Source organism: Methylobacterium sp. B4 (assembly GCF_003201865.1).
In the GTDB taxonomy this organism is placed as follows: Bacteria; Pseudomonadota; Alphaproteobacteria; order Rhizobiales; family Beijerinckiaceae; genus Methylobacterium.
On record NZ_QJJJ01000010.1, the window covers coordinates 29,920 to 54,848 of the forward strand.

Here is a 24,929-nt window from a genome sequence, read left to right on the forward strand (position 1 = left end):
CCCGCGAAACGGAGAGGGACGCGGCGGCGGCTGGTTTTTTTAAAATCGCTATTTCTCAGTTATTTAGGCCGCCTTCCGACGCCTCCCGAGGGGGTGGAAAGCCTCCTCGCAGCAAAAGAAGCGCCGTTGGACCCGCCGACCCGCTTGCGACTGCCAAGAGTGCCGGCTATAAGCCCGCTCGCTGGCCCTTCGGGGGCGGCATCGGAGTGTAGCGCAGTCTGGTAGCGCACCACGTTCGGGACGTGGGGGTCGCAGGTTCAAATCCTGCCACTCCGACCAAGCAAGAAGAGAAACGCCTCCCGAAGGCGTCGAGACGAAAAAAGGGCGCCCGTAGCTCAGCTGGATAGAGCACCAGACTACGAATCTGGGGGTCAGAGGTTCGAATCCTTTCGGGCGCGCCATCTACTCTGTTGTTAGACATGAGTTTTTCCCTTTGATGCCTTCGGCGTCGGGGTCGCGGTTTGCAGACGGTTTGCAAATTCCGTTCGCGGTGAGTTCTCCCAATTGAAGATTGCTTGGTCCGCCAGCGCTCTCGTGCGAGCGAGGTAGCGGTCCAAAATCACGGTCACCGTCTTGAGCGAGTGGCCTGTGATGGTCGCGATCTGTTGCGGGCTGCAGCCGGCCTCCGACAGCATCGTCACAGCCGTTCCACGCAGGTCGTGGAAGTGCAGAGCGACTGGCTCTGCGATCCCGGGTAGGGTGATGCTCCCGACGCCGGCCTCGGTGGCAGCTTCCTCCCAGAGCCGAGCGAAATACCGCTTCTGCAGCGCGCGGCCGGTCTTCGTTGTCAGGATCAGCGGCGATCGGCGCTCCATGCCGTCCAGCATGCGCCGGAGCGCCTGCGTGCAGGGGATCGTGACAAGCGGTGCCACTCGGCCGTTGCGGGCGCTCTTGCCCTGTCTGAGCGTGATTGCACTGCCATCGTAGGCCGACCAGGGCAGGCGTAGGATGTCAGCCTGGCGCTGCCCGGTGTGGAGAGCGATGATCAGCGCGCGCTGCAGCTCAATCGGCGCCACGCGCATGAAGGCGTCGATATGCTCGGGCAGCCAGACGATCTCGGCTCGGTCGGCGTGGTACAGCCGCTTGAACCCGCGAATGTGGTTCGCCTCGATCCGCCCGTTCTCCTGCCCCCAGGTCAGCATAGCCGAGATGACGGACAGGCGATTGTCCGCCTCGCGTTCACCTGAGGTGCGAGCCACCTTGGCGCGCCAGTCGAGGAAGTCGCGGCGCACGGCCGGCTCGTTCAGCGCTTCGCGCGGCAGATCGCCGAAGACCGGCTCAGCCTTGGCCAGCATGCGCTTGTACTCGCGCTGGGTGCTGGCCGAGAGCTTCTCGAACTCCGGGGAAGCAGTGAACTCGCGGGCGAGGCCGTTGAAGGTGTCGCCGGAGTGTCGGGCCTTCAACGTCCGCTCGGCCTCGGCATAGCTCAGGATGAAAGCGCGCTCGCCCGGCTCGCCTTCTAGGCGGACTCCGGTGGCGCGGTGATACCAATAGGCCTTCCGAGTGCCGCCCTTCAGCGTCTTGTAGGTCGCGAAGACGCCTGGGTACTCAGCGCGAACCACGGCTCGCCCTCCAGGCCTCCAACTTTGTCATGGCCCCCGCAGGCTCCTCACCGGAATGGATCACGATCCGGTCGCCTTCAATTTCGACTCGGCCGACCTTGAGACCGGCTGCTTGCGCACCCTTCACGGCGCGGGCAATGGCGGCTTGTGAAAGCTTGGGCTGGCGGGGCATTGCGGATCACGCCTGCTCCCTGCTGGAGTTGATCTCGGAGGTTTCCCCCCAGCGCTCGGCACGCAGCGCGGCAATGCGCTCCTCGAAGGCAAGAACTTCTGCCTCGACATCGCCCGGATAGGGCGCCGGGTCGAAGGTGCCCTCGTAGAGGATGCGAGCCCGAACCTTGGGCCACACGCTGTCGAAGAGAGGCCAGCACCGGATCTGGATGCAGACAATCCTGTCAGGCCCATCGGCGGCCACCCAATGGCCGTCACTGTTCCGGGTGAAGAACATCGTGCCCGGATAGGTGAAAAGAGGCTCGCGATCCGGGCCGTACCCGTCCGTAAGCATCGCGCTGTACGGCCCCCGGTCACCTCGGAATGCACTTGTGGCCTCTTCAGGACTCAGGCCGCTTCCGATAAGCGCCTTGACGGCTGCGAGCTTCAGCAGGTCGCGCAGCTTGAAGCTGGCATGGTGCCCTTTCCCTCGTGGGCGTTCCGGAAAGAGGTTATAGCGCTTCAGGTAGTTGCCGATCTGGATGGCGCTCAGGCCAACGATTTCGGCCGCTTCGCTCCGCCCAATGCTCCAGCTCTCGATCAGCGAAGCTTTCACCGATATTCTCCCACCAAAGGACCTCTGTGGCCCTTCAAGGACTACAAGGCGCCACAGCGTCCGTCAAGCAGCAAAAGACCACAAAGGTTTTCTGGTTTGTAGACGCGGAGAGCTATCGCCGGGAGCTCTCCGCGAGAGATCGCGGAAGCCGATCAGGCTCAGGAAGCATCGACCGGACACCGATTGATCTCGAAATCTCGGTCACCGCCGCGCAGCCATGCGATCTGCGATGGATGCCCCTCAGGTGCGCCAAGAGATGGCTCTGCGTCGCCGCTTTCTTCTAGCTCCGGATCTCCATCCGCCTCGTTGAGCAGCGCAACGATCTGGTCGACGACATCAAGGGCGAGCTCGGCCAGTCGCTCGAACTCAGCTCGCGGGATGGTGGCGGCCGGGATGCGGCGGCCGCCGGGGAAGCGAACAAGGTTCGTCATGGCTCACCCCCAGGCCTTCAGCGCTTCGATGAGGAGGGTGGGCGCATCCCGACGATCGATGCGGCCGTTGCACTCGATCTCGTGGAGGATCTGAGTGCAGAGGATGTGATCGCGCTCCTCGTCATCGGCCGGTTGGCGCCGGGAGAGTTCTTGCACGCACCGATCGCTTAAGAAGCCGAGCCGCTCGCATTCGAAATCCGCGAATAGGCCGAGTGCGGTCGAGCGCGGGATCCCCGCCAACTCGCTTGGCTCGTTGCATCGAGGCATGTTCGTGACGTGCCGCCAGAGGTTCGCGGTGTCCCTGGCGATCTTGTAGATGAACGCCATGTCGGCGGTGGTGAACGGCGAGAAGTCGAAGCCGTCGGTATAGGCTTGCGGATCCGCGAACTGGGATGGCCCGGTCTTGCTGTGCAGATGCCGAGCAGCGCTCTCGCGTGCGGCTGCGGCCCGGTCGCCGAGGCTTGGTGCCTGAGCTGCCCGTGAGGTGGTGGATCTTTGGCCCATGATCCGTCTCCCTCACCCGATCTGGACGAAGCCGTAGGCGAGGACGCCCCCGGCGATGATGGCGAGGGCGGAGATCAGCTCGCCACCGAGGTCGAGGAAGCGGAGGGCACGGACATGTGCCGTGTCCGGCCGGACGGGTGCGACGGCCTGCCAGGGCTCGATGGAGCCGGGCGCAGCCTCATCAATCTCGAGGTGCGGAGATTGCCGCGCATAGAGTGATGAAGGCGAGCGAAGCCGTTCACCGGCGCGTGCCGGTGCTGTAGAATGACGGGTAGCCATGATCGTTGTGCCTCAACGTGCGTGGTTAGGCCCGGCGCGGGAGCTTCCACCTTCCCGTCGGGCCGTTCTTCGTGATATCATCAGCGCTATGAACGCGTCAACTCGTGATATCACGAAGATCCGTAAGCCGAGAGCACCAGCCGCGGGTACGCCGGTCGTTGTCCGGATGCAGCCTGAGCAGCTTGCGCCCCTCGACGCCTGGATTGCGGATCACCCTGAACCAAAACCGAGCCGACCTGAGGCAATCCGCGAGGCTGTCTCAGAGCACTTGAAGGCGAAGGGCTATCTAAAATGACCGACGCCAGCGCCGAGGAACAATCCGAAAAACTCGGCGAAGTCGCGCGGCTGGCGACCTTGATGGCGGATCGCATCCTCGAAGCGCAGATCATGGATAGGCCGATACCGCAGGAGCAATTCACTGCTTTTGTCGACGCTGCTCATTTGTTGCAGGAGCGGGGCGTACCGTGGCCGCCCCTCGTAGAACAGATATTGAATGACGCCGGTAAGCCCAGGGTCACAGACCCGCAGCCTGAAAGCGACCGAGCCCTCGCCGGCCTCACGCGGTTCTTTAGCAGCTTCCGACGCAGCTAGCGGGGGCGGCTCTGGGGAACAGAGTGAACCTCCCCGCCCGCGGCTGGAAAAGGAACGAAGCTAATATGTCCACGACCGAGCTGGACGATCTTAATGCCGCGCGTCTCGCGCTCGTACGACAGCGAAACGCGATTGCGAAGCGGATGGCTGCAATCGAGCTGGCCCCGGTTTCGATGGCTGAGGATTTCACGCGCATCCTGCTCGCCATCGAAGCTGTCGATCGAGCCCTGGTCGATGCCGGGCAGCCTCATATCCCGGCCGGTATCTGAGGTGATGAGGAGCCCCGGCACCGCGTGAGATCCGCATCAGGTTCGCGGTGAGCGCCCTCAGGTGAGTGGTGAGTTCGCTCGACGCCTGACGCAGGGCGATCTCGGCTTCCGACTGCTCGCTGACCAGCCTCATTGCGTCACCCCGTCTCCACCGTCGACGAGGGACCGTGGACGGGCAGGCTATCAGGGTGCCGGCGACTGTCGAGGCGGCCGGGGGGCACAGACGACAATTCAAGACAGCATCTGGTGCTGCACGCAAATCGATTATTCCACTGCTCACACAGGATGGGCTGCCGGAGCAGTGATGCCGCCCTGAAGAGCTTGGGTATCTGGCCGGCGGACTGGCATCGAACGCTTAGATAGGCGGCGACAGACCCATAGGCCGCCGACCGTTGAGCTGCTCCACGCAGGAACGGCAGCAACAGATAGCCCCCCTCGCCAGGGCGCCCTCCCGCTACCCGCTTCGGTTACCTCCGTCGGTAACTCAAACCGACTGCGCGGCGCGCATCAGCAAAGTGAGAGAATATCGGGCCAGCACGGACATGCATCCACAGGCCTCACGCCGCCACAGCCATTTCCGTTAGAAATCCCCCTCAGCGTGCGGTTTCCCTACCGCGACGCACTTTTTTGATCCAAAAGAGCATGTTACGAAAAAAATCGACACAGCTCGATCTGTGACGAAAATCGATGAGCCGTGAAGGTTTTTAACGTCCATGCCCGAGGCCCCGGACTCCTTCCACACCGCCGCCCCCGAGCCGGTGATCGAGTTTCGAGGACGCTATCTGCCTGTTGCAGCTCGACTCGCAGGTTACGCAGCCCTCATCGAAAAATTTGATCTACGTGTGCCTTTGCATCATGAAATGGCTGCTGTCTCCACCAAAAACACGCGCCGCAAGGAGGATGGCTGGGCCATTTATCCGAATGCAATGTACCCGGGGACAGGCACAATTGACAATCTTATATTTGCCCTGAAATATGAAGGCGTACAGCTCTTAGCGTTGAAATTTATCTTCACAAATTTTGATAAGAAAGAACTAGAGGACGCGGCTCTTGCAAAAAGAACCAGCACCTACTTAAGAAGGCTTTGCTTCTTTTATGAATTTCTATTGGATGAAAAGCTGAAAATTCCTGACGTGACTGCGGGCGGCTATATTGATGCGATTGATACATCGCAGCAGTATGCAACCAATAAATCCATACAAATAAAAAGATTTCGGGTTCGCGACAATCTTCCCGGAACGCCAGAATTCTGTCCGATGGTTTTCAAAACAAAAAAGATAGAGAAATTTATATCCCTTGAGCTGTCAACAAAGGCAAAGCGGATTGTCGAGAGCGCGCCCAAAGATCTGATAGCGCGAGCGGCGGCCTTTCTACTCCTAGCAGACTCGAAAGCCTCATTCGCTATTGAAGGTGAAAACCCGCCAAAAGATCGTGTCGCTCGATGGGGCGCTGTCATTAGCAAGGCGGGCCAGATAGAACTAACGGTTAACAGACTTGTCAGCCTGCAAAAAGAACTCATCGGCGATGATCGCTTTGTACATATTGGATTGAGAGATGAGGGAGGGTTCGTCGGAAAGCATGACTCGTTCGGACAGCCCGAGCCAGAGCACCTGAGTGCACGGGCGGAAGACTTAGTGGATCTGCTATCCGGCTTAGAGGTGTTTGATACCTATGCAAGAAGATTGCAGTTTCACCCAGTACTGACCGCAGCCTGCATTGCGTTCGGATTTGTATTTATACATCCTTTCGAGGATGGTAACGGCAGAATTCATAGATTTCTAATGCATCATGTGCTTGCGGAATTTAATTACACACCAAGAGAGATCGTCTTTCCTATCTCAAGCGTAATTTATGACGACATTGCCCGTTACAAGGACGTCCTTGAGAGCACTACTCGTCCGCTACTGGAATTCATTGAATGGAAACCGACAGACAAAGGCAACGTCGAAATTCTTTCGGAAAGTGGTGATTATTATAGATATTTTGACGCAACGTTGTGTGCTGAATATTTGTTTGGTTGCATACAACGTTCAGTCGAGAAAAATCTTCCAGAAGAGCTTATGTTTTTGGAAAATAGGGACAGATTTCATCGTGAGGTCACAGAAATTGTCGACATGGGAGAAAGGACCATTGATCTTCTCCTCCGATTTTTGCGAAGTGGGCATGGAAGGCTCAGCAAAAGAGCGAGGGAAAATGAATTTAGGAAACTTAATATGAATGAAATAGATGACATAGAAGAGCTTTATAGAGAATTATTTACAGGGTACGGCATCGATTGAGGGTCGGCGTGATTAGCAGCTTACCTCGCAGCACCTGGATCTCGGCGTTCGCCTGCTTCACGAAGCCTTCCGCGAAAGTCTGCATGTTCGCCGCGTCATGAATGCCGACAGCCTCGGACGCCGACGTGATGGCGCGAGCGGTGAGCGCCATCATCACCATATCGCCGCGTCCAGCGGCGGTCAGTTCGGTGAAGTCGTCGCCCAGCTCGGCGAAGTAGGCGCGGCAGGCGTCGGCGCCCTGCTGGCGAAGGGTCTCGACGCTCATGGGTTCTCCTCGATCCAAGCTGGCAGCAGGTCGCCGCGCTTCGGGTCGATGGGCTCGCCAAGCGGATCGGGCCAGCGGTGGACGATGCGCGTGAAGGCCGCCTCGCGGTACAGTGTCGTCAGTTGTAAGAACCCGCCGACGTAGTGAATGCTGGCCGCGCCCTCAGCATCGTCGGTCTCGCGGTGTAGGCGGCAGGCGGCGACGGCGCACACCGTCAGTCTCGGCCGTAAACCAGTGTCGGTAGCTACGCCCACTGCGCGCTCGACTCCCAATCTCCAGCATATGACCTGGGTTGCCAGCCACTTCCTCGCGGAAGCGATTGACCATTGCTTCGAATTGAATGTCGCCAGGTGCCGCAAAACGAGATGCAGGATTATCCATACTTAGTTCTGGGCTAAACTGCAGACGGAATTTCTCTCGATTGATATCGCCAGATGGAAGCATTGCCAATAATTTGAATCCCCATCCATTTTGATCGCTTTTCATCATGGATGCTATTTCGGGCCTGTCGTATCTATATACGAGAGACGGTAGCTCATTGCCCTCATAAAATATTTTTGGATCAAGGTTGTTGCCCCAACCTTCTGCATACACAGCTTGACCCATAACTGTGAACTTGTCGAGATACCCATGAGCGCTTGCCATGCTTGCCTCTTTACATTCAGGATTAAGTTGATACTGTTATATTGCCATGAAATTTATTTTCCAAAACGACAACGAGCATCTAAGAGGATCGCCGAGTTTCAAAAACAACTCAACCTATTTTCAAGGCGCTGATGCGCACCTGACCGCCTGTTGTGCTGCCGCTGCGATAAACGGGGCCGATAGTGTTGAGTTGCGCGCTGCCACGACCATGCGCTTCCGCACCTCGGCCATGCGCTTGTCATCGCCGACGCCGGCCGCCGCGGCTTCCCGACAGACAGTCTCGTAGATCTTCCGCAGCCGCGGGCGAAGCCGAGCAGTCCTCGCATCCGGGCAGTCCGAAAGTCGGAAATCGGATTAGCCATTGCGAGGCATGCAGGCGGTGCCGGCTATCGTAGAAACGGCCACCTGCCCGTCAGGCCATCTCTGACCCGGTGAGAGCACTCGCATCAGGAGGACCACCGCGACAATGCCGATGATTGCCATGACCAGCTTCGTTCTAAGCCCCAACCGCTCCTCCCCATTAACGTCCCTGAGATCGGATCAACTGGGTGCATAGCTAGGGCAGGTGTTGGCGCTTGGGGCCCAGCGTTTCCATCCAAACGATCGCTGGCAGCGCCGCCGGCAGGGACCAAACCATGGCGCCGTCCTCATCCGTCAGCCAAGCAAGATTGCTGTCCTCCATGATCGGGAGCGACCAACCGCAAGTGACGTCTTCTGTATGATCCCATACAAACATACGATATATCTAAGGCTCGAATCACGACGCCGTGAGCTTACCTGTGCCTTACGTAGCGGTACGCTTTGAGGTCATTGCCGATGCAGCCAGTGGGCCAAAGCGGGCGGGTCGCGGTGACGCAGCCAGCGCTCTATGCCTCGCGGATCGTTGGTCCGAGCTCGGCTACCGCAACATCCGTATCGTTGATCCGACGGGTGCAGTTCGAACCCAGGCAAGCCTTCGTGCAACCTTGCCGATCGTCAAGCTGATGAAACGTCGTTTAAGCAAGCTCCGTCCCGCAAGCACTTAGCGCTCGAAACAACATGCGGTGCGACGGCACCTCCTGAAGAAGTGACTTGTTGCGACCTACGCCTTCTGCGCCCGAGCCAGTAGGATTGCCGTGCGCGCAGCGCTGCGCCTCGCGCTAGTCGCGCTCGTCTTGTCGCGTAGAACCGCAGTAGCGAAGGCGTTTGCCTTTAGGGCGGCCGCCAAGTCGAGCGTGTAGCCCTCGCCGAGTTCCGCCCGATCCCCCATCCGCCCGTCGAGCACGGCATCAACCAGCGCGTTCAAGTCGTCATGAGTGACGACGTTGGCCTTGAAGAGTTCTCCGACAGTGGGATCAGCCATGCGCGACCCTATCCCTTCGACCGACTGCGCGCCACGGCTTAGTACCCAATGCCACTGCTCTCCTTTGCCCACCGACAAAGCGCAGTCATGGGGCAGGCTCACAAGAGGCAGACGCCGGCCATCGAGGCCCGGCCGCGGGGTCGAGGCGGCTACCAATGACGTCAGGCCAGCGGTGGGTGATCTCGCTCCATGCTGGGCCACGGTTCAGCTGCGCAAGCTGCACGAAGCCACCGACCTGACAGGTGCCGTTCGCCGGATCGCCGCCGATCGGGATGCGCTACAGCAGAGCGCACGCAACAATTCGCGCAATCCGGCTGAAAAGCCGAGCTTCTAGATCCCCACCCATAGGACGGTCGCTCAAGGCCGCAGGGGGATTACGCCATGCTCGATATGCTCAGGATCGTCGTCGCCGGAACGCTGCTCTACGGAACGACCGTCTTTGCCTCGCCCGTCGAGGCCACCAAGCTCAACCGCATTCTGCCGCGGGCGATGCATCCGGTGAAGGTGGAGCCGTGCAAGGCATCGTGGCCCTATCTGATCCGCACCTGCGTCGCTTGAGAGGGGCGGAGGATCGTCATGATGCCCTTTGCCCGACCTTCTCTTATCGGCCTCACCACACTCCGGCTGCTATGGTGCCCGCTGGCGCTGACCATTGGCCTGTTCGCCATCGTCCTGGCATGGCTGCTGCGGCCTCGCGACATGACCGTCAACAGCGATGCTGCCATCTCGGCCGCGATCGGTAGCCTAGGCGTTCTGATCGCGCTCTCGGCTTTGCCGGTCGCAGTGGGCTCCGAGGCTTGAGGGATCATGCCTCGTACCGGCACTCAGCGGGCAGCAGCAGGAGGGCTGCCACCCGCTGGAAGCACTAAGCTGCCTGAGCGAGGGGCGCAGGGGCATCCATGGCGCGTAGGTAGACCTCCAAGAGGCTCTCCTGTTCGTCGCGCTCGTCCTTGTCCTGCTTGCGCAACTTCAGGATCTCCTTGAGCACTTTCACGTCCAGACCTTCGCCCTTGGCCTCGGCGAAGATCTCCTTCTTGGTCTCCATCAGATCCTTGATCTCTTCCTCGATCCGCTCGACGCGTTCGATGATCTAGCGGATCCGCTCACCTGCGACGCCTACCATGTCCGTGGTGTCGGTCATGCCTTCCTCGTGCTCACTGTGCGCGTGCAATCTCGCGGCTCAGGGTAAGCGAGGCGTTAAGGCCAAGGCCTCGGAAGCGGGCGCTGGCTCGGCCCGATAGTGACCGAGCTGATGCGGATGCTCGATCGGTGCATCATGCAGCCTGCTCCGCCTACCACCGCTCCACGACGCGGGTGGAGATCCCCTGCGCGGTGATGACAGTGTGCTGGCAGAAGCCGCCCACGGCCGGCTGCATCTCGCCGCTGACCGGGTGCGGAAACCGGAGATCCCGCTGTGCCCGCATGATGCGCAGACCGTCGCGCAAGGGATCGAACGAGGCCATGCCGCCCGTCAGGCCCATGCTGCCCAGGCGACCCATCAGCTCGGGCGACGACGGGGCGCAGGTGTTCATGATCTGCTGCGGGCCGGCGGCCTCGCTGCCCGAGTCCATCACCCAGCACTCAGGCCGGCCCCGCTCCTCCGACCATCCTGCCATCAAGATCATGTTCGGCCGGACGCGGGCCTGCGGGTTTGCCGTGCCGAACTGCGCCAGGGCGATGGTGTAGGTCTCAGCCATATCCGCAACGGCGTCGTCGAAGGACGCGAAGCGCCACCGCACACGGTCGGCGAAGTACTCCGGCAGCTCGCTCGGCCCACGACCTGAGACCACGGCCGGCAGGTGCCCAAGGATGCGCACCTTCTGCGCGGTGCCGAACACCTGCCCCTCGGGGCCACGGAGCCAGCCATCGGTGAGCACGTGAACAGCGCTCTCGCGCACGTAGGCGTGAAGGGCCGTCAAAGCCATCTCCATGGTCGGTGAGAGTGTCGCCGGCGCAATCCGAGTAGTTCGGGGCGGCGTAGTCAGGAGCGAACTTGAGCCGCCCGTTCAGCACCGGGATCGGCTGCATTGGCCGGGCGGCGTTGCCCTGCAGGCCGAACGAGTGCAGCGCATCGGTGCTGCTGGTCTTTCCGCCCGCTTTCGGAGCGAGAAAGTGGCTGATCGCCAGAGCGCCAGCGCCGACGATGGCGGCGGAAGCGACAGCCCCGCCGAAGCTACCCAGCGAAGTAGCAAGCGCCGCGCCGAGCGGCCCCGCCGGTCCTGCCGCCGCAGTCAGCGCGACGAGAGCGACAACGGAGAGGATACTCTTGCCGACTGACCCACCGCGCCCGCCGCCGAGCGGGCGGCTGATGAACTCCACGTGGTCGTTCGCGGCCACAGCCCGCGTTTCCCACTCGGCCCGGCCATAGAACTCGCCGTTGATGGTCAGGACAGTTGGAAGCTCAAACCGCCATGCGACACGGGCAAGGTAAGCGGCGATGGTCTCCCCCATGACGGCCTGCGCGTCAGCGATCGGCAAGATGATGCCCGGATCTCCGGGGTTCTCGATGTTGTCCGGCTCGTAGAGTTGCAGGTTGTGCTTCACAGCGATCTGCATGCGGCTCTCCTCACGCGGTCGGGGGCTGCAACATCGGGTGAGCGGCCGCGAAGGCGTCCCAGGCATCGAGGTCGACCGGCTCGGCCGCCTGCGCCGCGAGGCCGTTCCAGTCGGGCTCGACCACCCGCTTGTCGACCATGGTCTCGAAGCCCGAGACGCTGGCGGGCGGGATGCCGAGCATCCGCTCCGCCTCGTTCCAGAGGTGCACGGTCGTGATGCTGTCGAGAGCATAGGCCACGCGCATCGAGGCGCCGCTCGCAATGGCGGCCTCGGCACTGATCTTCCCGACTATGCCGACGAGGGTAGCGAGCACGATGAGGAGGCCGCCCTCCGGCTCTTCCTCGGCCTGCGGATCATCCTGCGGACATGTCCTCGCTTCCTGCGGAATCGTCCGCACGTCCTGAGGGGCTGTCCGCACCGGGCGGTGAGCCGTGCCGCCCCGATACTTGGCCGGGCGCTGGTCGAGGTTCCACTCGGTGGCCTCGACATTGACCATCCCGTCGGGCGCGATGACGAGGAGGCCCTTGTCCTGCCACTTCTGGACCGTGGATCGGTTCACCCCGTGGCGTCGAGCAAAGGCGGCCTTCGTCTCGGTCTGCATGTGTTGCCTGTTGCCGTTGCCTTGTTGCCTGTTGCCGGGTTTTCAGACCCTGGCGCTAGAAAGCTCGGGGGCCCCGACCACCCGTATAGGTTTGGGGGTGCCAGGGTCCCCCGGCAGTCACGCCGCCCCTCGTGGGGTCAGGCCCATCCGACGGATCTCGCGCTCCATGCTGGCCATCGAGGCAGAGGGTGTGCCCTGCGGTGCCGGAACGAGCCCCTGACGCGCGAGCTCGCGCTGCATGCTGGCGGAGAGCCGGGCGCGCATGTCGTCCGCGAGGAGTGCGGGCGGGCAGGTGCCTGCGGAGGGTGGGGACGAAGCGGCCGGCAGGGACGACGGCCGGGGCGGTGCTGCCGGCGGCGGCGAGACGGAGCCGGCCGACCGGGTCGCCTCATAGGCCGCGATGTCGGAGGTTAGGCTGTCGAAGTCGCGCTGCTCGTCATCGGTGAAGCAGCGGCTGCGCATGATGACCCGCTCCTGTTCGAGGCGGGCGAGCGCGCTGCGGTATTCGTCTGCAGTGCGGATCGGCATGGGCGTCTCCTATCGTGACGGAATAGTGGGGGCGGCACCCGCGGACACGGCTTGCGCCGGCCCGCTGCCCGCGAGTGCCTCACCGGGCGGGAGAATGCGCCCGGCGATCTCGGGTCACGCGGCCTCGTGGCGGTGTTCGGCAAGCCACGCGGCGCGGCGGCGTGCAGTCTCTCCCTCGACCCAGGTGCCCAGGTCGAAGCCGAGATCGGGCAGTTCGTAGATGCTCCGCCCCTGCATGCCGCTGCGCCGCTGCTCCCGCAGCAGCTCAAAGTTCCGCGGCTCGTCCCGACTCGCGAAGCCATCGTCGATGGCGCGCTCAGCTACCGGCGCAGGGATCGTCGAGATGACGGTCGTGACGATCTCCGGCATGCGGTTCTCGCCGGGTGAGTAGCGGAAAGGCTTGAGGACGTAGACCTGCTGTAGCGGCACCGAGGGCTTGAAGTCGGGCTCGGGACGATGGAACCGCGGCAGGTCAGACGAGGCGTTGCCCGCACGGATCTGGGCCGCCGTATCGCGCATGGGGTCGGTGAGCAGGGTTTTGGCCGGGGTCTCACCATCAGTCGCCTCGATGGGCCGCGGGCTGACCCAGCCGAACCGCTCCTGTCGGCCCGACTCGGACACGTCGAGACCGGGCAGCATCGTCGCGATCAGGTGTCCGGTCAGGTAGGCTGCAACGTCCTCGGGCGCCTCGTTGTCGCGCCGCCCATGGAAGTCGCGCCGGGAGAAGTGCGGTGCGGAGGTCGGCGTGATCGCGCCGGCAAGCGCGGCCTGGGCTCCCGCCAGCGCGGCCACAGCCTGTCGGACCCGCTCGGCCGCGGCATCGATCGCCTTGCCGTCGCGCTCCAGCATGGCCGCAGCAGCCTCGCGCTCGTTCGCGATGCGGGCGTCCTCGATCTTGGCCTCAATGGCGGTGATCCGACGTTCGACCTCGGTCAGGGCATCGGCGATGCCGGCGGCGGTGCCCTCGACCTCGCGGCAGGCGCGCTCGGCCTCGGCGATAGCGGCGGCGTCACTGCCCTGGATCAGCAGCTCGCGCCGGGCGGCAACAGCCTGCTCCAACTCGGCCGCGAGTGCGGTCTGCCGGGCCTGGAGGTTGTCGCGAGTGGTGATGAGGCCGGCGAGCTCAGTCCCCAAATCGGGGGAGTAGACGGTGATGGGCTTGGTCTTGGCCATGCGGATTCTCCTCAGGCAGCTTCGCGATGCGAAAGCGCGTCGAGTGGCGGGAGATTGACGCCGTCTGCGACGAGCTGGGCGCGGAGAGCGTGGCGCAGGTACTCAGACGTCGAGGTCCGGCGCTTACGAGCAGCTTCCAGGATGGCATCGGCCACACCCCGCTCCGCCCGGAAGCGGACGAACTCGGGGAAGGTCATGGAACGGGCGGCGGTCTGCACGACACGGCTCCTCGGGTGGGGTTCAGCGTGCCAAGAACGTGCCTGAGGGGAGGCGCTTAGGGATACGTCGCGGTTGCCGCTATTGCCGCGATGTGCCGGCTCCACTTGGCGGGCAGGTGCTGTAGGCCGACCCGTTCGAAGTAGCCGGTGACAACCGGGCTCTCTCGATCGCCGGCCAAGTAGGCTGAGAGCGCGCGTTGATCGTCGTTCAGAAGCATCTCGAGCGCTGGGCGGCTGACGACCCACGGCCCCCCGCCAACTCGACGTCCGATCTGATGCTGCTCGCACCAAAGGCGGAGAGTCCGCACTGACTTGCCTGCAATCTCCGCAGCAATCTCGACCGAAATGCCTTCGCGACGATCGAATGGGATCAGGCAGCGACCGTAAGCAGCCTCTGCGAGGCATGAAGAGCAATTGTCAGCACGGGCGCTGTGGCCGGCATGGGGCTGCATGGGTACGCACTCCAACTGGAACTGTAATGCTCAAGACGGGCGCAGGCCCGAGAACTCGGGGCTCTGCGGCCGTAGGCCTGACTTTTCAGGGCTGGGAATCAGCGCCTCCCTGTCGTGGGGCGGACGACCGGGCCCGGCGGATAGTGCCGACGGTGGTGGGGGAGACGCCGACGCGGCGGGCGATCTCGCGGTCGGTGAGCGCGCCAATGCCGGGATCCTCGACATTCAGCAGCGCTATGACGTCCCGGCGCTTGTCCGCGTTGGTGCGGCGCGAGGGATACCTGGAATGTGGGTATGCTTGGGCCTGTCCAGATTGGACGGGGTTTGAGGTCGCCAAATCGGGAGTGCTCAAAGGGGGTAGCGTTTCGTGACCCCCTTTGGGATCTAACATGGGGTGGCGTTCCTGCACCCCACCCTGTCCAGTCTGGACGCCCGCCGCATCCTGCTCTCGCAGCCGTGCGCCCATGCGCTCGATATCGGCGCGGAGGGTAGCGAAGCGGATCAGGTCATTCTTGTGCGTCCACTGGACCTCCTTGCGGCTCAGGAATTCGAACCACGACATGCGGGCACGCAGGTCGTTGAGCGAGCGGGCCGGCATGGTGTCCAGCATGTCTTCTAGGACGTAGCCGCGGGCACGCACCCAATCATGCGAAGCGTAGCTGTCCTCGAAGGCGGATCGATCGTCTTCGATCTCTTCGGTGGCCTGATACTCGGCCCATGCCGCAGCGACCGTCTCGGGAATTGGCCAGCCTTGCGTAACGGCCTCGCGCACGGCTGAGGGCATGGACTCCCCATTTCCGTGCGAGCCCCAGCCGCCCAAGTCGTAGCAGCCCTTCCAGTCCGGGCGCATGTCCCACATCAGCAGCGGTTCGCATGCCTTTCGCAGGGCCGCCTCGCGCTCGGTGTCGGCGAAAACGTTGCTCTCGCTGCCGTGCCGAGACAGCGCGGCCGCGCGGCGCTTGGCGCGCTCTAGCTCTCGCTCAGCCCGCCTCGCCAGCGCCTCCGGCGAGTTGAAGATGTCGTTGAACGCCTCAGCCGCAGCCTCCGCTTGGGTCTTGGGCCTCGGTGCGTCCAACTTGGACATCGCCTGCTTGACCGTCATGCCGGCTTTGCGGGCAAGCGCCTTCATCCGGCCGGCAGCGGCGGCCTTCTCGCCCGGATTGGTCGTGCTGTCGTGGAGGGCACGGACCTTCGCGAAAGTGTCCAGATTGGACATCAGCGTGTCCCCGCCATCAGGACAGGCAGGTCCCGAACGACGCCAAGACCGAACTCGTTGAGGATGTGCTGCGGTACCATCGTCCGCGGGTGGTCGGGCGGCGCGGTGCGCTGGGCGAGCAGCCACTGCCCGCCCGTTTGCCGCCAGCGCTGCACGTGGTCCCGCCAATCGTCGTCGGTCAGGCTGTCGAGGAAGGCGCGATGGTCCGGCGACTGGCCACCCGACGGCCCGGGTTGCCCAGCCGGCGGCGCCGACCCGATGTAGTCGCGCCAGCGCTGCTTGTTCAGCCAGACGTCGGCCGATTGCACGAACTCGGTACCGACCTTGCCGATGCGCTGCTGCTCGGCGGCGTAGGCTTTCGCTCCGGCGATGATCTCTGCGGGCTCCGCGCCTCGCTTCCGGGCTTCCAGCCAACGCTTCCGAGCCTCCGCAGCCCGGAAGCGAACATTCCTTGCCGGGTAGGCCGATTGGAATTCGGCGAAGCCGTCGGGGTCCCCCCCGGAAGGGGATAAAGGGGATTCTGTAGGTGTAGGTGTAGGTGGTTTGCGTTCGCTTTCGTTCTGCTTTCCATTTGCAGAACCTGATGCTTTGTCCTGTTCCTGCAATTCCAACAACTTAGGCCGACCGCCGAGCTTCCCGGCGGCACGCTTCTTCTCGATTTTACTCGTTACGAATTGATGCTCGTGAGTGAGCCGATCGTGGGTGAAATTGCCCTCTGAATTGCGTTGCCACAACGCCATCACGTTGGGCTTGAGCGCGGCCCAACGCTTGGCCGTCAGGCCGAGCATCCGGGCCAGCCGGGCATCGTCGTCGGGCAGGCAGCACCCGGGAGAGCGCCACGCGAACACCAGAAGGCGGATGTGCGCACCCACCTCCTCGACGGTCATGTGCGCGGTGTCGGCGATGAAGGCGTCGACGAGGAGCGGCAGCGTCGGCAGCGGGCTCACAGGTAGGCCTCGGCAAGCACGTTGCAGGCGACGTCGCAGAAGCACTCGATGCGGGCTGTGGGCCCGCCGCGCTGCTTCAGGATCTCGATCTCGAGGATGTTCTGCGCCCGCGCGAGACGGTTGATCTCGTCGTCGGTCAGGTCGGTCTTGCGCTCGAGGTAATAGCTCTCGCGGTACAGCCCGAGCACGACGTCGGCATCCTGCTCGATGGAGCCGGAATCACGCAGATCGGCAAGTTGAGGCCGCTTGTCCTCGCGCTTCTCGACCTCACGGTTGAGCTGGCAGAGGCCGAGGACAGGCACACCGAGTTCCTTGGCGAGGCCCTTCAGCCCCGAGGAGATCTCGGTCATCTCCTGCACGCGGTTGCCGCTGTAGCGCTTGGACGGACGCACGAGGCCGATGTGGTCCACGACGACAGCCGCGAGCGGTAGGCCTTGGCGTTCCGCCTTCAGCCGCATCTGCCGCGCCCTGGCGGCGATCTGCGCGAGGGTCAGCCCAGCCTGCTGTTCAATCCAGAGCGGGATGTCGGCGCCGTCGCGCTGCGCCTCATGCAGGCGCCGCAGCGCTCCATCGGACAGGCCCTTGGCCTCGGCAATGGCGCGGTAGGTGATCGGCTCCCGAGCGTGCGGGTCGTAGACGAGCGCCGACAGCATGCGCTCAGACAGCTCGCTTCCATCCATCTCCAAGCTGAAGAACGCGATGGGGCCGGACCGGCGCGCGGTGGTCAACGCGAAGTGGAGCGCCGCGGTCGTCTTCCCCATGCCCGGCCTGCCCGCGAGCACGATGAACTGCCCCGGGCGCATACCGAGCGTCTTCCGGTCGAGCGCGGGCACGCCGAACGGGGCGCCCGGTTGCACCCGGCCGGCGCGCGCTTCGTCAATCCGCGCCAGAACGCCCGACATGCCCTGACCGAGCGTGATGCGACGCGCGTGTTCAGCGAGGCCGGCACTCGCGACTTCGTCCAATGCCTCGATCATGTAGGCGGCGTGGGCAGCCGGATCGCGCACCGAGCCGTCCGTCATCGCGGCGACGGCTTCCTGTGCAGTGGCTAGCACGCGGCGCATTCGTGCGGCCTGGGCGATCGCACGAGCGTAGCCAGGGGCGTTGATGACGGTGGTCGCTTCCGCCACCAGCCGCCCGAGGTAGCCGCCGACCGTGACGCCGCCGAGATCGGCGTCGCCGAGTACCGCCACCATCAGCTTGTGGTCGATCGGCTCGCCGGCATCGCGGCGGGCGCACATCACCTCGAAGATGTGCCGGTGCACGTCCTCGATGAAGTCCTCGGCCTGGACGTGCTGGCGGGAAAGGTCGAGGGCGTTGTTGTTGATGATGATGGCGCCGAGCAGCGCCTGCTCGGAGTCGATCGCGTGCGGCTGCACGACGTCGTCGGCGCAGGGGAGGGCGGTCATCGCGACGCCTCCCGCTCCGCGGCCTGCAGGGCTTCGATCAGGGCCGGAAGCTGATCGCGAGGCACGCAGATGCCGGCCCGGGTCGCGGCCGGTTCGCCGCGCTTGGCGCCGGTGGTCGAGAACACCCGCATGTCGACCAGGGGATACCGGCCGCCAGTCGACACGGAGACGCGCACCTCCTCCAAGTTGTTCTTTCGCACGATGGCGACGATGCGGAGATCGGTCATGCCCAGCCTCCCTGCAGGAAGCTGCGGGCTGCGGCCCGGCCAGCGAAGACGCCAGTGACCCGCCCCTCGCGGTCGATCAGGGCGACGAGGTGGCTTGCGAGCGGAGACCGCTTCGCCGTATTATTGACGCTGGTTGTTTCGAGACGACCATCGATCTCAGCGCCGTTGCGGGCTCCAACCCCCGCAGCGGCGTTTCTATTTCCGGGCCTCGATCGACCGGATTTTTGGTTTGCAACCGGGGTGCTAACCCCTTGATCCATATAGGCCGCATTCTTGGCCGGTTTGCAGAAAGGTTCTTTGTTTTCAACGATCTGCCCCAATCTACGAATCTGGGGGTCAGAGGTTCGAATCCTTTCGGGCGCGCCATTCGTCTTTTTGTCTGAAGACAAATCTTAATCATCAGCGTCTCAGGCCTGCAGCCCGGGTGAGCCGGCGGCACAGCCGGTCTCGGCTTTGGCACGTTTAATCCTGACAGGCGCTTGCGCCCGGTGCAGACCGGGAACGGGGCGCGCGCTTTGCAAATCGTCCTGAGACGGCTTATCCCAAGCTCGGCCGTATCAGCGACCGATTCCCCGAGGAGTTTGGATGACCATAGACAAGCAGCCCGATCGCACCGCCTCGCCGCTCGCCTTTGTCTCTGACCAGAACTACCCGAAAGATCTCGACCGCACGCCCGATCAACCTGTTGCCGACGAACAAGATACCGGCGACGAATGCGTGAAGGTGACCGCGTCGCCGACCAATACCTTCGAAGGATTCGGTTCCTTCTCGAGCTGACACCCTGAGGCCGTCTCCATGCTTCCCAGGGCCCGTTGCCCGGCCGGCCGACGGTATCCCGGCTGATAGCTCCAGGTAAGGCAAGGGAGGCCGTCGGACGGGCAGATCGCCGCGAGGCGTGCCCGTCTCGATCAACCCTGCTGCGGATGCGTATCCCCGCGGCAGCCCTCGCCGACAAGCAGCCCTCCGTTTCGATCGCAACGGCAGGAGGTGCTCTCGAACGCGGGCGATGCCGGCGCCGCGGCGAAGGCGTGGAGCCTCTACTCGGCCGCCTGCGAGAATCCCTCGCCCGCGATCCAGGCGGCGAGGTCGGTCCGGGCCCGGTCGGTCAGCGCCCGCTTCTTGAGCGCCGCCTTCTCGGGGCCGCGCAGGCGCCGTCCCGTCTCGTTGCGCGGCATCCGCTCCAGCGGTGGGAACAGCCCGAAATTCACGTTCATCGGCTGGAACGAGCGGGGCGCATTCGCGTCCGCCTCCGCGCCGGCCTCGAGATGGCCGCCGGTGATGTGGCCGATCAGGGCGCCGAGTGCCGTGGTCGGGGGCAGGGGAGCGAGCGCCTGCCCGGCCGCTTCGGCCAGCGCGTAGCGGCCGGCCATCAAGCCGACCGCGGCGCTCTCGACATAGCCCTCGCAGCCCGTGATCTGGCCGGCGAAGCGCAGGGACGGCCGCGCCTTCAGCCGCAGGGTGGCGTCGAGCAGCCGCGGGCTGTCGAGATAGGTGTTGCGGTGCAGACCCCCGAGTCGGGCGAATTCGGCGTTCTCCAGCCCCGGAATCGTGCGGAAGATGCGGGTCTGCTCGGCGTGGCGCAGCTTGGTCTGGAAGCCCACCATGTTGAACAGCGTGCCGAGCGCGTTGTCCTGGCGCAGCTGGACGATGGCGTAGGCCTTCACGGTCGGGTTGTGCGGGTTGGTGAGGCCCACCGGCTTCATCGGCCCGTGGCGCAGGGTCTCGGAGCCGCGCTCGGCCATCACCTCGATGGGCAGGCAGCCGTCGAAATACGGGGTCGAGGCCTCCCATTCCTTGAACACGGTCTTCTCGCCCGCGATCAGCGCGGCGACGAAGGCCTCGTACTGCTCCCGGTCCATCGGGCAGTTGAGGTAATCCGCCCCCGTGCCGCCGGGCCCCGCCTTGTCGTAGCGGGATTGGAACCACGCCTTGCCCATGTCGATCGAGTCGCGGTGGACGATCGGGGCGATGGCGTCGAAGAAGGCCAGCGACTCCTTGCCCGTCAGGGCGCCGACCGCCTCGGCCAGCGCCGGGGAGGTGAGGGGGCCGGTGGCGAGGATGGTCGAGCCCCACGCCTCGGGCGGAAGCCCCGCGACCTCCTCGCGAACCAGGGTCACGTTGGGATGGTCTTCGAGCGCCGCGGTGACGGCCCGCGAGAATCCCTCGCGATCGACGGCGAGCGCCCCGCCCGCGGGCACTTGGTTCGCGTCGGCCGCGCGCAGGATCAGCGAGTTCAGGCTGCGCATCTCCTGGTGCAGCAGGCCGACGGCGTTGCCGTTGGCGTCGTCCGAGCGGAAGGAGTTCGAGCAGACGAGTTCGGCCAGCCCGTCGCCCTGGTGGGCGTCCGTGCCGCGGGTGGGCCGCATCTCGTGCAGCACGACGGGCCGGCCGCCCTGCGCGATCTGCCAGGCTGCTTCGGATCCGGCGAGGCCACCGCCGACGATGTGGATCGGGTTCGTCATCGCCACGGGATAGAACCGCGCGGGCCGGCGATCAATGCGGGCGGGACCCGGCCTTTGCGCGCAGCCCTTCGCCGAACGCCGCCCATGACCTATGCCCGTGATCTGTGCCGGCGGGCGGAGACGCGCCGATTCGGAGCCTGCCCAGGAGCGGCGCGCGATCCCGCTCGAAGACGTTCGAGGAACGGTGACCTTGGTCCAAGAACGGTGACGGAGCCGATGGAGCAGCGACAGACCGGGCGGGTCCTCATCGCCGGCGGCGGGATTGCCGGCCTCGCCGTGCGGCGCGCCCTGCAGCGTCAGGGCATTCCCTCGCTCACCCTGGAGCGGCGCGGGGCGCCCGCGGATGGAGGGCTCGCCATCAACCTGCCGGGCAACGCCGTGCGGGCGCTCGGCCAGCTCGGACTGGCAGACGCCCTGCGCAGGGTCGGTTCCCCGGTTCGGCGGCGCGAGTACCGCACGGCGCGGGGCGGCCTGCTCTTCGCGGTCGACGAGGAGGCGTTCTGGGGCGCCGAGGCGCGGCCGCACTGCCTGCGCCGCGCCGACCTCCTGCAGCTCCTCGCGGGCGGCCTGCCGCCGGACGATCTCCGGCGGGACTGCGCCGTCGCCGGGCTGCGGCAGGACGAGGGAAGCGTGGCGGTCGAACTCGCGGACGGCACGCGCGAGTCCGGCGGCCTGCTCGTCGGCGCGGACGGGGTGCATTCGAGGGTCCGGCACGCCCTGTTCGGGGACCAAGCCCTCGGTGCGGCGATGCTGGCCCCGGCGAGCTGGCGCTTCATGACGCCGAACCCCGGGATCGAGGCCTGGACGCTCTGGGCCGGGCAGGGCGGGCTGTTCCTGCTCATCCCCATCGACCGGGGCGAGGCCTATGCCTGGATCTCGGTCGAGGGTGCCGCCACGAGCCGGCCCGATCCGGCGCTCCTGCGCGGCGTGTTCGCTGGCTTTCCCCGCCCCGTCCGCGAGGCGCTCGACGCGGCGCTGGCCCGGCCGGAGACGATCCATCACGCGCCGCTGGAGGAAGTGCGCCTCCCGCATTGGAGCCGGGGCCGTGCCCTGCTCGCGGGCGATGCGGCCCACGCCACCGCGCCGGTCTGGGCGCAGGGGGCGGCGCTGGCGCTGGAGGATGCCCTGGTCCTGGCGGAGTTGCTGGCCGGACGGTCGGATTGGCGCGGGATCGGGCCGGATTACGAGGCGCGGCGCCGGCCGCGCGTCGCGCATGTGCAGGCCATGACGGACCGGCTGTCGCGCACCGCCCGGCTGCCGGATTGGGCCAGACGCCTCGTCCTGCCCGTGGTCGGGCCGCGCAGCTACCGCGCGACCTACGGGCCGCTGCGCGAGCCGGTCGTCACGCCGCCGGACGGGGCGTGACGCTCTGCGCCCCGCTCGCGCGGGCCGCATCGCCCGCGGGCGGGCAGGGGGGAAGTGCCTCCGGTCCGGGGCGCCCGATCAATGCAGCTTCGGCCCCATCAGGAACCGGTCGCGGTCGACCGAGGTCAGCGCGAGCCGCAACAGGCGGCCGTCACGGTTGATCGTGAGCGGCACGCGCACGCCCGCCTCCCCCAGCGCCCAGATCTGGCGGAAGAAGCCGGCGAGGTCGGCGACGGGCTCGCCCGCCACCTCCGTCAGCAGATCGCCCGGGCGCAGGTCGGCGCTCTCCGCCGGGCCCTTGTCGGCGACGCCCATCACGACGACGCCGTCCTCGGTCTCCGTGGCGTAGAGGCCGAGCCAGGGGCGGGGCGGGCGGTCGGCCCGGCCGCGGGTTTCGAGATCGGCCAGGATCGGCGGCAGGAGTTCGATGGGCACGACCATGTTGATCGCCCGGCCGGCCCCCGAACCGCCCTGCTGGAGTTGCAGCGAGCCGATGCCGATCAGCGTGCCGTCGGGGCCGATCAGGGCGGTGCCGCCCCAGTGGGGATGGGAGGGCGCGATGAATAGGGCCTCGTCGAGCACGTATTCCCAGTAGCCCGCGAATTCCTGCCGGGCGACGAGGTCGACCGCGAGGCTGTGCGAGCGCCCCCCCGCCCCCGCGATCACGGCGCGCTCGCCGATTTCGAGCACGTCCGAATGGCCGAGGCCCATGGCCGGCAGGTCGAGGCGGCCGAGCGCCTGGACGAGGCCGAAGCCGGTCTCGCCGTCGTAGCCGACGACGTAGGCCGGCACGGAGCGCCCGTCATGCGTGGTGAGCCAGACGCTCTCGGCTTCGAGAACGAGGTAGCCGATGGTGAGCACGAGCCCGTCCTCGCGGATCACCACGCCGTTGCCGGCCCGCTCGGTGCCCAGGGTCTCGGCGGTGAAGGCCTCCGCCGGAACCCGGGTGGAGAGCGAGACGACCGAGGTCAGCGCGCGCTCCAGGTCGTAGGCGTAGTCGCCGGCCTTGGGCTGCAGGGCTGCCGGGATTCTGAATTCGCCTTGCGCGGACATGTTTCGAGCCCTTCCGATCCGCTCCGCCGCCCCCGAGACGGTCCGCGAACGGATACGCCGCGGGCTACGCCCCCCGGCCGCCGAACCCGTTCCGGCGTCATCCCGACTCACATAGGCGGCACCGTTCCCGCCGACACCCGGCGCGAGGCGTCGCAGCCGCACTCCGTGCACGGCATCGGCGCGAAAAGGCAGGAGTGCAGGGAGTCAGGAATGCTGGGAGGCGAGAGTCCGGGAAGGCAGCAGTCCCAAAAGGCGAAAGCCGCCCGGCCTTGCGGCCGGACGGCTTCGTTTCGTCGCGGACCGGGCCGCCGCGAGGCGCCCCGATCCGTTCGGATTGTCCCGATCAGTACTTGCGAAATCAGTACTTGCGAACCAGCGGGGCCGGGGCCGGAGCCACGGCAGCCGTCGGGGTGTAGAGCGGGGCGATGATGCGGAACCAACCGTCGGTGCTCTCGCGAACACCGACCGAGGTCACGACGTCGCGGGCGACGTAGGCCTGGACCGAGAAGGGTCCGAAGTCGTAGCCGATGAGGCCGCCGAGGGCGAACCGGCCACCGCGACCGATGCGGCTGGTCGGGTCGTTCACGAAGGCGAGCAGGTTCGGGTCGAGGTTGACCGTGCCGTAGCCGATGGCGCCGATCTCGAACTTGCCGAACTTCTTGGTCGCGGTCAGGTCGAGGTTGAACGCGTCCGAGATCTGCACCGGGCCGAAGAAGCCGGGGATGCCGTTGCGGCCGGAGAAGCGGCTCGGCGAGTCGTAGAAGTTGTAGGTCAGGTTGGCGGTCAGGTTGTAGCCGTCGCCGGTGTAGCTGACGGCACCGCCGACGCGGTAGGTGTTGGAGGCCAGGATGTTCAGACCGCCGCCGCGACCGGCATTGAGCTCGTTGAGGTAGGAACCGCCGAGCAGGCTGACGCCGATGTTGCCACCGAGGTCGAACGCCCAGATGCCGCCGACGAAGGTGCCGACGTTGATCGAGGTGTCACGGCCGCCAGCAGCGCGGCTGAAGGTGAACACGGTCGGCGGAGCGACGAGCAGCTCGAGGCGGCCGCCGAGCGGAACGTACGGGGTGGCCCACACGAGCACCGGAACGTTGACGGCGGTATCGACCGAGGTCGCGTTCGGCCCGTCCGGGCTGCGGTAGGTGAAGGTGTTGATGGCATAGATGCCTTCGGGGAGCGGCGCGCCGGTGGCGAGACCGACCTGCTCACCGGGAACCGTGGTCGTCTGGGCCTGGGCGACGGTCGTCGTCATTCCGGCCGTGAGCGCGATCGCGCCCGCGGCGAGCCAGTTCTTCATCATTTTCTCGTTCCTTCCCAAGGATTTCAGGCGTCCGCCCCGTAGCCCCCACACCCCCTGCCTCCCTTGCTCCCCAGAGCGGGATGGCCGGGCCGGTGCCGGTGCCCCCTTACGGCCGCACCTCAAGTCTCGACGTCGGGAACTATTCTACAGACCGACCGCGAATGACAGGGGATTGCCTTCAATCTCGGCAGTTCCAACCCTACCGTTGCGCAAAAGCCGCATTTTTGCTGCGGAGCAACCAAACCGTTAATGCTTCCTTACCATGCTTTACGCAGGTCTCCTCCGGCTCCGAGGCACGGATGTCGGTGAAATAGTACATTACAATCAAGCCATTGCACGTCGCGAGCGACCAGGATGCTTCGGCAGGCGGGGCAGGGCAGTTGCGCAACCGCGAAGGGCGCCCGGCCCCCGGATCGCGCCGTCCCGGCCCCGCCTCAGCCCGGGACGGGGTGACCGGGGAGGCGGCGCGCGCCGAATCGGCACAACGGC

The 24,929-nt window shown here is 65.1% G+C and carries 29 protein-coding genes and 2 tRNA genes; 9 read left to right on the forward strand and 22 right to left on the reverse strand.

Annotated elements, in window-relative coordinates; translation table 11 throughout:
- Nucleotides 1-202: 202 nt before the first annotated feature.
- Together BY998_RS13980 and BY998_RS13985 are read left to right on the forward strand one after the other, a co-directional pair.
- Nucleotides 203-279, forward strand: a tRNA-Pro gene (locus BY998_RS13980).
- Between the two features lie 45 nt (nt 280-324).
- Nucleotides 325-401: transfer RNA gene (locus BY998_RS13985), tRNA-Arg, on the forward strand.
- Between the two features lie 12 nt (nt 402-413).
- On the opposite strand, the gene BY998_RS13990 is transcribed toward BY998_RS13985, so the two are convergent.
- From BY998_RS13990 to BY998_RS14015, 5 genes are all read right to left on the reverse strand, one after another.
- A complete protein-coding gene (locus BY998_RS13990) occupies nt 414-1,562 on the reverse strand; it encodes a tyrosine-type recombinase/integrase (RefSeq protein WP_110352227.1) in 1,149 nt (382 codons plus the stop codon).
- 178 nt (nt 1,563-1,740) lie between these two features.
- Entirely contained in the window at nt 1,741-2,328 is a 588-nt protein-coding gene (locus BY998_RS14000; protein WP_181425523.1) for a MerR family transcriptional regulator, read from the reverse strand.
- A 158-nt stretch (nt 2,329-2,486) separates the two neighbouring features.
- Nucleotides 2,487-2,759, reverse strand: coding sequence for a hypothetical protein (locus BY998_RS14005; RefSeq protein WP_110352230.1), 273 nt, complete (start codon nt 2,757-2,759; stop codon nt 2,487-2,489).
- 3 nt (nt 2,760-2,762) lie between these two features.
- Complete coding sequence (locus BY998_RS14010) at nt 2,763-3,263, reverse strand: hypothetical protein (protein WP_110352231.1); 501 nt, start codon at nt 3,261-3,263, stop codon at nt 2,763-2,765.
- Nucleotides 3,264-3,275: 12 nt separating this feature from the next.
- A complete protein-coding gene (locus BY998_RS14015; protein ID WP_110352232.1) occupies nt 3,276-3,542 on the reverse strand; it encodes a hypothetical protein in 267 nt (88 codons plus the stop codon).
- A gap of 291 nt (nt 3,543-3,833) precedes the next feature.
- Here BY998_RS14015 and BY998_RS14025 point away from each other — a divergent pair, with 291 nt between their 5' ends.
- From BY998_RS14025 to BY998_RS14035, 3 genes are all read left to right on the forward strand, one after another.
- The gene (locus BY998_RS14025) at nt 3,834-4,133 is read left to right on the forward strand and encodes a hypothetical protein (protein WP_110352234.1); all 300 of its coding nucleotides are present in this window, start codon (nt 3,834-3,836) and stop codon (nt 4,131-4,133) included.
- Nucleotides 4,134-4,198: 65 nt separating this feature from the next.
- Complete coding sequence (locus BY998_RS14030) at nt 4,199-4,402, forward strand: hypothetical protein (protein ID WP_110352235.1); 204 nt, start codon at nt 4,199-4,201, stop codon at nt 4,400-4,402.
- Nucleotides 4,403-5,115: 713 nt separating this feature from the next.
- The gene (locus BY998_RS14035) at nt 5,116-6,681 is read left to right on the forward strand and encodes a Fic family protein (RefSeq protein ID WP_110352353.1); all 1,566 of its coding nucleotides are present in this window, start codon (nt 5,116-5,118) and stop codon (nt 6,679-6,681) included.
- Here the strand turns inward: BY998_RS14035 and BY998_RS14040 are convergent.
- From BY998_RS14040 to BY998_RS14050, 3 genes are all read right to left on the reverse strand, one after another.
- On the reverse strand, nt 6,659-6,946 hold the full coding sequence (locus BY998_RS14040) for a hypothetical protein (protein WP_110352236.1): 288 nt from the start codon (nt 6,944-6,946) through the stop codon (nt 6,659-6,661). The genes BY998_RS14035 and BY998_RS14040 overlap by 23 nt on opposite strands.
- Entirely contained in the window at nt 6,943-7,158 is a 216-nt protein-coding gene (locus BY998_RS14045; protein WP_110352237.1) for a hypothetical protein, read from the reverse strand. Before BY998_RS14045 ends, BY998_RS14040 begins: the two co-directional genes overlap by 4 nt.
- Before the next feature lie 1,514 nt (nt 7,159-8,672).
- The gene (locus tag BY998_RS14050) at nt 8,673-8,933 is read right to left on the reverse strand and encodes a hypothetical protein (RefSeq protein WP_110352238.1); all 261 of its coding nucleotides are present in this window, start codon (nt 8,931-8,933) and stop codon (nt 8,673-8,675) included.
- A gap of 381 nt (nt 8,934-9,314) precedes the next feature.
- On the opposite strand from BY998_RS14050, the gene BY998_RS24415 reads away from it, so the two are divergent.
- A complete protein-coding gene (locus tag BY998_RS24415; protein ID WP_181425525.1) occupies nt 9,315-9,491 on the forward strand; it encodes a hypothetical protein in 177 nt (58 codons plus the stop codon).
- 18 nt (nt 9,492-9,509) lie between these two features.
- The gene (locus BY998_RS14060) at nt 9,510-9,734 is read left to right on the forward strand and encodes a hypothetical protein (RefSeq protein WP_110352240.1); all 225 of its coding nucleotides are present in this window, start codon (nt 9,510-9,512) and stop codon (nt 9,732-9,734) included.
- Between the two features lie 64 nt (nt 9,735-9,798).
- Here the strand turns inward: BY998_RS14060 and BY998_RS14065 are convergent, their stop codons facing one another.
- From BY998_RS14065 to BY998_RS14120, 11 genes are all read right to left on the reverse strand, one after another.
- The gene (locus BY998_RS14065; protein WP_245421596.1) at nt 9,799-10,023 is read right to left on the reverse strand and encodes a GapR family DNA-binding domain-containing protein; all 225 of its coding nucleotides are present in this window, start codon (nt 10,021-10,023) and stop codon (nt 9,799-9,801) included.
- A gap of 202 nt (nt 10,024-10,225) precedes the next feature.
- Nucleotides 10,226-10,630, reverse strand: a complete 405-nt coding sequence (locus BY998_RS14070) for a hypothetical protein (protein WP_110352241.1) — start codon at nt 10,628-10,630, stop codon at nt 10,226-10,228.
- The gene (locus BY998_RS14075; protein WP_181425526.1) at nt 10,623-11,489 is read right to left on the reverse strand and encodes a hypothetical protein; all 867 of its coding nucleotides are present in this window, start codon (nt 11,487-11,489) and stop codon (nt 10,623-10,625) included. The genes BY998_RS14070 and BY998_RS14075 overlap by 8 nt, the downstream gene beginning before the upstream one ends.
- A gap of 10 nt (nt 11,490-11,499) precedes the next feature.
- A complete protein-coding gene (locus tag BY998_RS14080; protein WP_110352242.1) occupies nt 11,500-12,090 on the reverse strand; it encodes a hypothetical protein in 591 nt (196 codons plus the stop codon).
- Nucleotides 12,091-12,207: 117 nt separating this feature from the next.
- The gene (locus tag BY998_RS14085) at nt 12,208-12,618 is read right to left on the reverse strand and encodes a hypothetical protein (RefSeq protein WP_110352243.1); all 411 of its coding nucleotides are present in this window, start codon (nt 12,616-12,618) and stop codon (nt 12,208-12,210) included.
- 114 nt (nt 12,619-12,732) lie between these two features.
- Complete coding sequence (locus tag BY998_RS14090) at nt 12,733-13,791, reverse strand: hypothetical protein (protein ID WP_110352244.1); 1,059 nt, start codon at nt 13,789-13,791, stop codon at nt 12,733-12,735.
- Between the two features lie 11 nt (nt 13,792-13,802).
- A complete protein-coding gene (locus BY998_RS14095) occupies nt 13,803-14,009 on the reverse strand; it encodes a hypothetical protein (RefSeq protein ID WP_110352245.1) in 207 nt (68 codons plus the stop codon).
- A gap of 537 nt (nt 14,010-14,546) precedes the next feature.
- Nucleotides 14,547-15,677 (reverse strand): winged helix-turn-helix domain-containing protein, encoded by a 1,131-nt coding sequence (locus BY998_RS14105; protein WP_110352246.1) that lies wholly within the window; start codon nt 15,675-15,677, stop codon nt 14,547-14,549.
- Entirely contained in the window at nt 15,677-16,624 is a 948-nt protein-coding gene (locus tag BY998_RS14110) for a DUF1376 domain-containing protein (RefSeq protein ID WP_110352247.1), read from the reverse strand. Before BY998_RS14110 ends, BY998_RS14105 begins: the two co-directional genes overlap by 1 nt.
- Nucleotides 16,621-18,033: a DnaB-like helicase C-terminal domain-containing protein gene (locus BY998_RS14115; protein WP_110352248.1), complete on the reverse strand. Its 1,413-nt coding sequence runs from the start codon at nt 18,031-18,033 to the stop codon at nt 16,621-16,623. Before BY998_RS14115 ends, BY998_RS14110 begins: the two co-directional genes overlap by 4 nt.
- Nucleotides 18,030-18,260, reverse strand: a complete 231-nt coding sequence (locus BY998_RS14120) for a transcriptional coactivator p15/PC4 family protein (RefSeq protein WP_110352249.1) — start codon at nt 18,258-18,260, stop codon at nt 18,030-18,032. Before BY998_RS14120 ends, BY998_RS14115 begins: the two co-directional genes overlap by 4 nt.
- 585 nt (nt 18,261-18,845) lie before the next feature.
- Here BY998_RS14120 and BY998_RS14125 point away from each other — a divergent pair.
- Nucleotides 18,846-19,037: a hypothetical protein gene (locus BY998_RS14125; protein WP_110352250.1), complete on the forward strand. Its 192-nt coding sequence runs from the start codon at nt 18,846-18,848 to the stop codon at nt 19,035-19,037.
- A 260-nt stretch (nt 19,038-19,297) separates the two neighbouring features.
- Here the strand turns inward: BY998_RS14125 and trmFO are convergent, their stop codons facing one another.
- A complete protein-coding gene (gene trmFO, locus BY998_RS14130) occupies nt 19,298-20,722 on the reverse strand; it encodes a methylenetetrahydrofolate--tRNA-(uracil(54)-C(5))-methyltransferase (FADH(2)-oxidizing) TrmFO (RefSeq protein WP_110352251.1) in 1,425 nt (474 codons plus the stop codon).
- Nucleotides 20,723-20,938: 216 nt separating this feature from the next.
- Here trmFO and BY998_RS14135 point away from each other — a divergent pair, with 216 nt between their 5' ends.
- Entirely contained in the window at nt 20,939-22,087 is a 1,149-nt protein-coding gene (locus tag BY998_RS14135; RefSeq protein WP_110352252.1) for an FAD-dependent monooxygenase, read from the forward strand.
- A 78-nt stretch (nt 22,088-22,165) separates the two neighbouring features.
- Here the strand turns inward: BY998_RS14135 and BY998_RS14140 are convergent, their stop codons facing one another.
- Nucleotides 22,166-23,140, reverse strand: a complete 975-nt coding sequence (locus BY998_RS14140) for a S1C family serine protease (protein ID WP_110352253.1) — start codon at nt 23,138-23,140, stop codon at nt 22,166-22,168.
- A gap of 358 nt (nt 23,141-23,498) precedes the next feature.
- A complete protein-coding gene (locus BY998_RS14145) occupies nt 23,499-24,440 on the reverse strand; it encodes a transporter (protein WP_110352254.1) in 942 nt (313 codons plus the stop codon).
- Nucleotides 24,441-24,929: the final 489 nt, after the last annotated feature.